Raw genomic sequence first — 9164 nt, 5'->3', positions numbered from 1 at the left:
TGTACAAAATGGCGATGGACTGGAAGCTGGCGCTGCCGCTGCATCCGGAATATCGCACCCTGCCTATGGTCTGGTACGTGCCGCCTCTGTCGCCGATTCAGTCAGCCGCCGATGCGGGTGAACTGGGCAGCAACGGTATTCTGCCGGACGTCGAAAGCCTGCGTATCCCGGTTCAGTATCTGGCAAACCTGCTAACCGCGGGCGATACCCAGCCGGTGCTGCTGGCGCTGAAACGCATGCTGGCGATGCGCCACTTCAAACGCGCGGAAACCGTAGACGGCGTACTGGATACCCGGGCGCTGGAAGAGGTTGGCCTCACTGAAGCCCAGGCGCAGGAGATGTATCGCTATCTGGCTATCGCCAACTACGAAGACCGTTTCGTGGTGCCGAGCAGCCATCGCGAGCAGGCCCGCGATGCTTTCCCGGAGAAAAACGGTTGCGGCTTCACCTTCGGTGACGGATGCCACGGTTCTGATAGCCAGTTTAATCTGTTCAACAGCCGCCGTATCGATGCTATCGACGTCACCAGCAAAACGGAGCCGCACCCATGATTGAACTCGTCATTGTGTCGCGCCTTCTTGAGTACCCTGACGCTGCCTTATGGCAGCATCAGCAGGAGCTGTTCGACGCTATTGCCTCTTCGGAAAAGCTCGCGCCGGAGGATGCCCATAAGCTGAGCGTTTTCCTGCGCGACCTGACCGCCCAGGATGTGCTGGACGCGCAGTCTCGCTACAGTGAGCTGTTCGATCGCGGCCGTGCGACCTCGCTGCTGCTGTTTGAGCACGTGCACGGCGAATCCCGCGATCGCGGCCAGGCAATGGTCGACTTGATGGCGCAGTATGAACGCCACGGTCTGCAGCTGGATAGCCGCGAATTGCCGGATCATCTCCCGCTGTATCTTGAGTATCTGGCGCAGCTGCCGGAGGCGGAAGCGCGCGGCGGATTGCAGGACGTTGCGCCGATTCTCGGTCTACTGAGCGCTCGCCTGCAGCAGCGCGATAGCCGCTACGCGGTACTGTTTGAGCTGCTGCTCAAGCTGGCACACGCCCAGGTAGATAGCCAGAAAGTGGCGGAAAAAATCGCCGATGAGGCCCGCGACGATACGCCGCAGGCGCTGGACGCCGTCTGGGAAGAAGAACAGGTGAAATTCTTTGCCGATCAGGGCTGCGGCGAGTCGGAGATCTCCGCTCACCAGCGTCGTTTTGCCGGAGCCGTTGCCCCGCAATATTTGAATATCTCTAACGGAGGACAGCACTAATGCACTTCCTGAATATGTTCTTCTTTGACATCTATCCGTATATCGCCGGGACGGTATTTCTGGTCGGCAGCTGGCTACGTTACGACTATGGGCAGTACACCTGGCGTGCGGCCTCCAGCCAGATGCTGGACCGTAAAGGGATGAATCTGGCCTCGAACCTGTTCCATATCGGTATTCTGGGAATTTTTGCCGGTCATTTTCTCGGCATGCTGACGCCGCACTGGATGTACGAGTCATTCCTGCCGGTTGACGTGAAGCAGAAGATGGCGATGATCGCGGGCGGCGCCTGCGGCGTCATGACGCTGGTGGGCGGGCTACTGTTGCTGAAACGCCGTCTGCTGAGCCCCCGCGTGCGCGCCACCACCACCGGAGCGGATATTCTGATCCTCTCCCTGCTGATGGTGCAGTGCGCTCTGGGTCTGCTGACTATTCCGTTCTCCGCTCAGCATATGGACGGTAGCGAAATGATGAAGCTGGTGGGCTGGGCGCAGTCGGTGGTGACCTTCCACGGCGGGGCTTCGCAGCATCTGGACGGCGTGGCGTTTATTTTCCGCGTGCATCTGGTGCTGGGGATGACGCTGTTTGTGCTGTTCCCGTTCTCCCGTCTGGTGCATATCTGGAGCGCGCCGGTCGAGTACCTGACGCGCAAATACCAGATTGTTCGCGCCCGTCGCTGATTCTATTTCGTGTAAAGCTCAACCCTGCTGCGGCAGGGTTTTTCATTGGTGCGGTCTGCTCCAGGCGGCGCTACGCCTGGCCGGGCTACAGACAGCATGCCCTTGTAGCGCCGCCGGGGCACATATGGCAGAAATACAGAATCAGTTCTGGAGCAATAAAAGAGCTAACTAAGACGGTTTGATTATTTGATTTTGCTGAGGTACTGCAGGGAAGTGATGGTGGGGGAAGGATTCGAACCTTCGAAGTCGATGACGGCAGATTTACAGTCTGCTCCCTTTGGCCGCTCGGGAACCCCACCACGGGGTAATGCTTAATACTGGCCTGCTTCCTTATCGGGAAGCGGGGCGCATCATATCAAATGACGCGCCACTGTAAAGTATTCGTTTGCTAAAAATAAACTGGTTGCCTGATTTTTACGCGTAAAGCCGTAAAGCTAACCAGTTAATTTCATTATCGATTAAAGAATAATCGTTCGGTTGCCGTAAACAAACACCCGCTGTGCAAGCACCTGGTACAATGCGCGGCTCAGAACGTTTTTCTCAACGTCGCGGCCAGCGCGCATCATATCTTCTGCGGTGTAGGTGTGATCGACGTGAATAACGTCCTGCATGATGATGGGGCCTTCATCCAGATTATCGTTCACGTAGTGGGCGGTTGCGCCAATAATCTTCACCCCGCGGTCATAGGCCTGATGATACGGACGCGCGCCGATAAACGCCGGCAGGAATGAGTGGTGAATATTGATAATCTTATTCGGGAAGCGGGAGACAAACTCGGGGGTCAACACCCGCATGTATTTCGCCAGCACGACGTAATCCGGTTCATGGGCGGCGATAGCATCACCCATCTGCTTATCGTGCTCTTCGCGGGTTAGCCCCTCATGGCTCACCAGCTGGAAGGGAATATCAAAGCGTTCAACCAGCGAGCGCAGGGTTTCATGATTGCCGATGACGGCGGCGATTTCTACGTCCAGCCCGCCATAGTTGGCTTTCATCAGCAGATCGCCGAGGCAGTGCGCCTCTTTAGTCACCAGAATGACGACACGGCGGCGGCCTGCTGGGTTGAGCTCACGAATCGAGCCTTCCGGCAGCGCGCTGTCGAGGTCAGCCAGGAGAACGGAGTCATTGAAAATACCCTCGAGCTCGGTACGCATAAAGAAGCGGCCGGTCCGGTGGTCAACGAACTCATTGTTCTGCACGATGTTCAGCTCGTGCTTATAGCAGATATTCGTGATACGCGCGATGAGGCCTTTCTGATCAGGGCAAATGGTGCGTAGTACTTTACGTTGTAGTGAATGCATCGCGGGGAAAATCCTGTAGTGTTTGCTATTCCTGCTGCTGGCTTACTGGCCGCAGCATTTTTTAAATTTTTTACCTGAACCGCAAGGGCAGGGGTCGTTACGACCGATCAGCGGTCGCATTCCGTCAATATAGTACCACTGTCCGTTTTCTTTTAAGAATCTGGATCGTTCAATAATGGCGCCGGAGCGGTTATTGTCAGTGAAACGCGCGATAAAGCTGACGTAGCCTTCATCGGGACTTCTGCCTTCATCGGCAGCAAAGACGGTGAGACCCAGCCATTGAGTTTGCTTAAACCCGTTCTCCAGGTCCGCGCGAAACTGTTGCGCCTGACAGGAGGGGTGCCAGGTTTTAATCAGATAGTCGGCGTCCTGCATAACAAATGCGCTATAGCGGGAACGCATCAGCTGTGACGGATCTGGCGCAAGCTGCGTGCCAGCCAGATAACGCTGACAACATGCGCTATACTCCAGAGCGCTGCCGCAGGGGCATAATGGCGACAAAACGGCCTCCATGGGATAAAGAAAGACGGCGCTACGCCGCCAAAGCGCAATATGTTAACTGAGGTATGGCGATGATGCCATGCCCGGAGTGGAAGGATATGTTTCGGTAAGAATGAGAAAGCTCAAGATCGGTCTGGCGCTAGGGGCAGGAGCCGCCCGCGGGTGGTCGCATATCGGTGTGATTAATGCATTACAGCGTGCGGGCATCGACGTTGATGTCATCGCAGGGTGCTCTATTGGCTCACTGGTGGGGGCGGCTTACGCCTGCAACCGCCTTCCGGCGCTGGAGAAATGGGTATGCTCTTTTAGCAACTGGGACGTCCTGAAATTAATGGATCTCTCCTGGCAGCGAGGGGGCTTGCTGCGGGGCGAACGGGTATTTAGCCAATATCGTACACTGCTACCGGTCACCGAGATTGAACGCTGCGAGCGTCGTTTTGCGGCAGTTACCACCAATTTAAGTACCGGTCGCGAACTGTGGTTTACGGAAGGGGATCTGCATCTGGCGATTCGTGCCTCGTGCAGTATGCCTGGTCTGATGTCGCCGGTCATGCATAATGGTTACTGGCTAGTGGATGGCGCGGTGGTTAATCCCGTGCCGGTATCCCTGGCTCGGGCAATGGGCGCGGATATCGTTATTGCCGTTGATTTGCAGCACGACGCGCATCTGATGCAGCAGGATTTATTATCCATGGAGGTGCCGCGTCCAGAGGCCGAAGAAGATTTTTCGTGGCATTCACGGCTGCGCTCCCGCCTGGCGCGTATGACCTCACGTCGGGCGACGGTAGCGCCGACGGCAATGGAGATCATGTCGACTTCCATTCAGGTTCTGGAAAATCGTCTTAAGCGAAACCGTATGGCGGGCGACCCGCCGGATATCCTGATTCAGCCCTTTTGCCCGCAAATCTCCACGCTGGATTTCCACCGTGCCGGCGAAGCTATCGCTGCCGGACATCTGGCAGTGGAAAAGAGAATGGATGAACTATTACCTTTAGTGCGTACCTCCGTGTAGCGCATTTGATGCATACTTAAGTAAATTCTGACAGGCGGTAGCGTGAATCGCGTGCCACTATTAACTTATCGTCAGTCAGGGGAGAGATCATGACGCAGCCATTGGCGGGAAAACAGATTCTGATAGTTGAAGACGAACCCGTTTTCCGCTCACTTATGCACACCTGGTTAGCTTCGCTGGGCGCGACCATCGTCCAGGCGGAAGATGGCGTGGATGCACTTCAAAAAATGGCCGAGTCAAAACCCGATTTGATGATATGCGATATTTCCATGCCGCGAATGAACGGCCTGCAGCTGGTGGAGCATGTGCGCAATCAGGGCGAGCAGCTGCCGATTCTGATGATTTCAGCGACGGAAAATATGGCGGATATCGCCAAAGCGCTGCGCCTTGGCGTGCAGGACATTCTTCTTAAACCGGTAAAAGATTTCGATCGCCTGCGAGAAACCGTGTACGCCTGCCTATACCCCAACATGTTTAATTCTCGTGTCGAAGAGCAGGAACGCCTGTTTGAGGATTGGGACGCGCTGGTCAGCGATCCCTCCGCGGCGTCAAGGCTGCTACAGGAGCTTCAGCCCCCGGTCCAACAGGAGATGTCGAACTGCCGTATTCACTATCGGCAGCTTGTCTCCGTCGATAAGCCCGGTCTCGTGCTCGACATTGCGCCGCTATCAGAAAACGATCTGGCGTTTTATTGTCTGGACGTCACGCGAGCGGGTGATAATGGGGTTCTTGCTGCTTTATTACTGCGCGCCCTTTTCAATGGCCTGCTGCAGGAGCAGCTTGCTCATCAGGGACAGCGTTTACCGGAGATGGGGAGCCTGCTTAAACAGGTCAATCAATTACTGCGTCAGGCTAACCTGCCGGGGCAATTTCCATTATTGGTAGGGTATTACCATAGCGGCTTGAAAAATTTAATTTTGGTTTCCGCGGGTTTGAATGGCACGTTGAATACGGGGGAACACCAAATTCAGATTAGCAATGGCGTTCCGTTAGGTACCCTGGGTAATGCCTATCTCAACCAAATTAGTCAACGCTGCGCATCATGGCAGTGCCAAATTTGGGGGGCCGGGGGACGTTTACGCCTTATGTTGTCTGCGGAGTGAACAATTGCGCTTATTTTTACCCAAGTGGGATTACCACGCGATCTTTTGTGGTGGTACTATCGCCGGGTTTAATGCGTAAAATTCCTAATTCGGAGATATCTAATCCTTTTCGGAACAGGTTCAACTGAACAGGCTGATATACTCGATACCATATTATTAACGAGAAGTTTAAAAAACGAACAGTCCAGGAGATTTCAATGGCTGCGCTTAATTCAAAAGTAAGAAAAGCTGTCATCCCGGTTGCGGGATTAGGCACCAGGATGTTGCCCGCTACTAAGGCTATTCCGAAAGAAATGCTGCCGCTGGTAGATAAGCCATTAATTCAATATGTTGTTAACGAATGTATCGCCGCCGGGATTACAGAAATTGTTCTGGTGACGCACTCTTCTAAAAACTCCATCGAAAACCATTTCGATACCAGTTTTGAACTGGAAGCCATGCTGGAAAAACGTGTAAAACGCCAGCTGCTGGAAGAAGTGCAATCTATTTGTCCGCCGCACGTGACTATTATGCAGGTGCGTCAGGGGCTGGCTAAAGGTCTGGGCCATGCTGTGCTGTGTGCGCATCCGGTTGTCGGCAATGAGCCGGTCGCGGTTATTTTACCGGACGTTATTCTTGACGAATATGAATCCGATCTGTCCCGCGATAACCTGGCGGAAATGATCGCTCGTTTTGATGAGACCGGAGCCAGCCAGATTATGGTTGAGCCGGTTGCTGACGTGACCGCGTACGGCGTTGTCGATTGCAAGGGCCAGTCCCTGCAGCCGGGTGAGAGCGTACCGATGGTCGGCGTTGTTGAGAAACCGAAAGCGGACGTAGCGCCGTCTAACCTGGCAGTTGTAGGTCGCTATGTGCTGAGCGCCGATATCTGGCCGCTGCTGGCAAAAACGCCTCCGGGAGCCGGTGACGAAATTCAGCTGACCGATGCCATCGATATGCTGATCGAAAAAGAGACCGTTGAAGCCTATCATATGAAAGGCAAAAGCCACGACTGCGGTAATAAGCTGGGCTATATGCAGGCCTTCGTTGAATATGGCGTGCGCCATAAGTCGCTGGGCGCTGAATTTAAATCCTGGCTGGAAAAAGCCATCGCGAAGTAATTGATCGCCACACAATGCAGGACCGGGAGCGAGATTCGTTTCCCGGTTTTTTTATGTCCGCAGGGCACAGGTCCGATTAGCGGATAAAAAAAATCCCGCCGAAGCGGGATTTTTAAACGGATGCGCGGGGATATTACAGCAGGAAATCGTCCAGCGTTTTACCTTGCTCATCCATCGCTTTCTTGATCACTGCCGGAGTACGACCCTGACCAGTCCAGGTTTTAGTTTCGCCATTTTCGTCAACGTAGCTGTATTTAGCCGGACGTGCAGCGCGCTTGGTTTTAGTTCCCGCTTTAACTGCAGCCATAGTGCTCAGCAGTTCATTAGGATCAATACCGTCAGCAATCAGCATTTCACGGTATTGCTGCAGTTTACGAGTGCGTTCTTCAATTTCCGCAGCCGCAGCGCTTTCTTCTTCACGACGTTCGTTAACGACAACTTCTAATTTTTCCAGCATTTCTTCGAGCGTTTCAAGGGTGCATTCTCTTGCCTGTGCACGAAGAGTACGGATGTTGTTCAGAATTTTAAGTGCTTCGCTCATTGTAGTAATCTCAAACTTATATTGTGGGGTGGTTTGTTGGTCTAATAATAGAGCGATAAATTCAGATGTGCAATAGGGGAGAATGTAAGGAAGTCAAAATAACTTGTTATTTGTCTCGGGAATTAATTCATTTAACTTAAATTTTATGTGCGGGTTCACATCTTTCCTGCTTATAGCGCGGTGGAAAACATAAGCTAAAACCCTGAGATAGTATGCTTTTTCTGTTGCGCGATGAGAAAAATTATACTTTGCATGGATAAATATCATTGTCAGTATTAGCGCAGCAGCGGCGATGATGTTTAATATAAAACACTTGTCCAGCGCGGTTATAGCTATCAGAAAAATGCCTGGTAAGCACAAAAGCGCAATAGCGATGTGAGAGCGGACCGCTGTTGGCGCACGAATAGCAGGCATTCCCCTTCAATTAAGATGCTTAATCTATCAGGCATTCGTTGACCGAACATTCCCGGCAATACCCACACGGTGAGGGCTGATAGTGAGTGAATATATGATACAATTTTGCTGCGAAAAAACACATTGATTGGGGTTACGCGGCCGATGGCACAACTTTATTTCTACTATTCAGCAATGAATGCAGGCAAGTCTACCGCTCTGTTGCAGTCTTCATACAATTACCAGGAGCGAGGGATGCGTACTCTGGTTTATACCGCAGAGATTGACGATCGCTTTGGTTCAGGGAAAGTGAGTTCAAGGATTGGCCTCTCCTCGCCGGCGCGGTTGTATAATACGCAGACAGCGTTATTTACCGACATTGCCGACGAACATAGACGTCAGCCGATTCACTGCGTATTAGTTGATGAGAGCCAGTTTTTGACGCGCGAACAGGTGCATGAGCTGTCTGAAGTCGTAGACCAGCTGGATATTCCCGTGCTGTGCTATGGACTGCGTACTGATTTTCGCGGTGAACTTTTTACCGGCAGTCAATATTTGCTGGCGTGGTCAGATAAGCTGGTTGAATTAAAAACTATCTGTTTCTGCGGTCGTAAAGCGAGCATGGTTTTGCGCCTCGACCAGGAGGGGCGGCCGTACAATGAGGGGGAACAGGTAGTGATTGGCGGTAATGAACGCTATGTGTCCGTCTGCCGCAAGCATTATAAGGAGGCGTTGAGCGTCGGTTCTTTAAGCTTTGTGCAGAACAGGCAGCACACCTGCTAATACCTTCCCGTGAGACCCTCTCAGGCGCTTATATAGCGCCTTTTTTTATTACTCAACCCTGAACCCTTGATTATACATTTCGGCCGTCTGAGACCTTATGTGGGCCGCTGAACGGGGGAGATAAAAAAAGCCCCATCATAAGATGGGGCTGGTATTAACGTTCTTGACTACTGTGAGATTAAGCGGATTTCTTCGCTTTTTTCTCAGCTTTACCCGGCGCGGCTTCTTTCTTCTCTTCCACGCCGCCTTCGACGTAATGGCGACCGTAGTAGGTATCCAGCAGAATCTGTTTCAGCTCGGCAATCAGCGGATAGCGCGGGTTGGCGCCGGTGCACTGGTCATCGAATGCGTCTTCAGACAGCTTATCAACGTGGGCCAGGAAGTCAGCTTCCTGCACGCCAGCTTCGCGGATAGACTTAGGAATACCCAGTTCAGCTTTAATTTCTTCCAGCCAGCCAAGCAGTTTTTCGATTTTCGCTGCGGTGCGGTCACCCG

Annotated in this window: 11 protein-coding genes, 1 tRNA gene and 1 pseudogene; 7 read left to right on the top strand and 6 right to left on the bottom strand. The window is 52.9% G+C overall.

Features of this window, described 5'->3' with window-relative positions:
- The 3 genes and pseudogenes from narH to narI form a co-directional block, all read left to right on the top strand.
- A pseudogene (gene narH / locus HMPREF3178_RS31530) lies at positions 1–551 on the top strand (nitrate reductase subunit beta); the annotation flags it as partial.
- On the top strand, positions 548–1258 hold the full coding sequence (gene narJ / locus HMPREF3178_RS03265; RefSeq protein ID WP_004113646.1) for a nitrate reductase molybdenum cofactor assembly chaperone: 711 nt from the start codon (positions 548–550) through the stop codon (positions 1256–1258). The pseudogene narH and the gene narJ, both read left to right, overlap by 4 nt.
- A complete protein-coding gene (narI, locus tag HMPREF3178_RS03260) occupies positions 1258–1935 on the top strand; it encodes a respiratory nitrate reductase subunit gamma (RefSeq protein ID WP_004103123.1) in 678 nt (225 codons plus the stop codon). Before narJ ends, narI begins: the two co-directional genes overlap by 1 nt.
- Positions 1936–2152: 217 nt before the next feature.
- Here narI and HMPREF3178_RS03255 read toward each other — a convergent pair.
- The 3 genes from HMPREF3178_RS03255 to HMPREF3178_RS03245 all read right to left on the bottom strand — a co-directional run bounded on the left by HMPREF3178_RS03255 (position 2153) and on the right by HMPREF3178_RS03245 (position 3737).
- Positions 2153–2234 (bottom strand) — tRNA-Tyr (locus tag HMPREF3178_RS03255).
- A gap of 159 nt (positions 2235–2393) precedes the next feature.
- Complete coding sequence (gene purU / locus HMPREF3178_RS03250; protein WP_004103121.1) at positions 2394–3236, bottom strand: formyltetrahydrofolate deformylase; 843 nt, start codon at positions 3234–3236, stop codon at positions 2394–2396.
- A 42-nt stretch (positions 3237–3278) separates the two neighbouring features.
- The gene (locus tag HMPREF3178_RS03245) at positions 3279–3737 is read right to left on the bottom strand and encodes a YchJ family protein (protein ID WP_004103120.1); all 459 of its coding nucleotides are present in this window, start codon (positions 3735–3737) and stop codon (positions 3279–3281) included.
- A gap of 112 nt (positions 3738–3849) precedes the next feature.
- Between HMPREF3178_RS03245 and rssA the strand changes: the two genes are divergently transcribed.
- The 3 genes from rssA to galU all read left to right on the top strand — a co-directional run bounded on the left by rssA (position 3850) and on the right by galU (position 6952).
- Complete coding sequence (rssA, locus tag HMPREF3178_RS03240; protein ID WP_023321182.1) at positions 3850–4749, top strand: patatin-like phospholipase RssA; 900 nt, start codon at positions 3850–3852, stop codon at positions 4747–4749.
- A gap of 89 nt (positions 4750–4838) precedes the next feature.
- Positions 4839–5852 carry a two-component system response regulator RssB gene (gene rssB, locus HMPREF3178_RS03235; RefSeq protein ID WP_017145680.1) on the top strand — a complete coding sequence of 338 codons (1014 nt, stop codon included), beginning with the start codon at positions 4839–4841 and terminating at the stop codon, positions 5850–5852.
- Between the two features lie 197 nt (positions 5853–6049).
- Entirely contained in the window at positions 6050–6952 is a 903-nt protein-coding gene (gene galU / locus HMPREF3178_RS03230) for a UTP--glucose-1-phosphate uridylyltransferase GalU (protein WP_004103117.1), read from the top strand.
- Positions 6953–7085: 133 nt separating this feature from the next.
- Here the strand turns inward: galU and hns are convergent, their stop codons facing one another.
- Together hns and HMPREF3178_RS03220 are read right to left on the bottom strand one after the other, a co-directional pair.
- Positions 7086–7493: a histone-like nucleoid-structuring protein H-NS gene (gene hns, locus HMPREF3178_RS03225; RefSeq protein WP_004103116.1), complete on the bottom strand. Its 408-nt coding sequence runs from the start codon at positions 7491–7493 to the stop codon at positions 7086–7088.
- A 93-nt stretch (positions 7494–7586) separates the two neighbouring features.
- On the bottom strand, positions 7587–7907 hold the full coding sequence (locus HMPREF3178_RS03220) for a hypothetical protein (protein WP_017145681.1): 321 nt from the start codon (positions 7905–7907) through the stop codon (positions 7587–7589).
- Between the two features lie 144 nt (positions 7908–8051).
- Between HMPREF3178_RS03220 and tdk the strand changes: the two genes are divergently transcribed.
- Positions 8052–8669 carry a thymidine kinase gene (tdk, locus tag HMPREF3178_RS03215; protein WP_016808826.1) on the top strand — a complete coding sequence of 206 codons (618 nt, stop codon included), beginning with the start codon at positions 8052–8054 and terminating at the stop codon, positions 8667–8669.
- Between the two features lie 178 nt (positions 8670–8847).
- Here the strand turns inward: tdk and HMPREF3178_RS31525 are convergent.
- A partial coding sequence (locus HMPREF3178_RS31525) for an iron-containing alcohol dehydrogenase (protein ID WP_228705117.1) occupies positions 8848–9164 on the bottom strand: 317 nt, incomplete at its 5' end.

It is taken from the genome of Klebsiella sp. HMSC09D12 (genome assembly GCF_001808475.1).
GTDB classification, from domain to species: domain Bacteria; phylum Pseudomonadota; class Gammaproteobacteria; order Enterobacterales; family Enterobacteriaceae; genus Klebsiella; species Klebsiella oxytoca.
Note: the sequence above shows the minus strand (reverse complement) of the source record. Positions and strands in the feature narration are given on the sequence as shown.

Coding starts and splice junctions, on each gene's coding strand:
- narJ (WP_004113646.1), top strand. CDS start 548: ATGATTGAACTCGTCATTGTGTCGCGCCTTCTTGAGTACCCTGACGCT.
- narI (WP_004103123.1), top strand. CDS start 1,258: ATGCACTTCCTGAATATGTTCTTCTTTGACATCTATCCGTATATCGCC.
- purU (WP_004103121.1), bottom strand. CDS start 3,236: ATGCATTCACTACAACGTAAAGTACTACGCACCATTTGCCCTGATCAG.
- rssA (WP_023321182.1), top strand. CDS start 3,850: ATGAGAAAGCTCAAGATCGGTCTGGCGCTAGGGGCAGGAGCCGCCCGC.
- rssB (WP_017145680.1), top strand. CDS start 4,839: ATGACGCAGCCATTGGCGGGAAAACAGATTCTGATAGTTGAAGACGAA.
- galU (WP_004103117.1), top strand. CDS start 6,050: ATGGCTGCGCTTAATTCAAAAGTAAGAAAAGCTGTCATCCCGGTTGCG.
- hns (WP_004103116.1), bottom strand. CDS start 7,493: ATGAGCGAAGCACTTAAAATTCTGAACAACATCCGTACTCTTCGTGCA.
- HMPREF3178_RS03220 (WP_017145681.1), bottom strand. CDS start 7,907: ATGCCTGCTATTCGTGCGCCAACAGCGGTCCGCTCTCACATCGCTATT.
- tdk (WP_016808826.1), top strand. CDS start 8,052: ATGGCACAACTTTATTTCTACTATTCAGCAATGAATGCAGGCAAGTCT.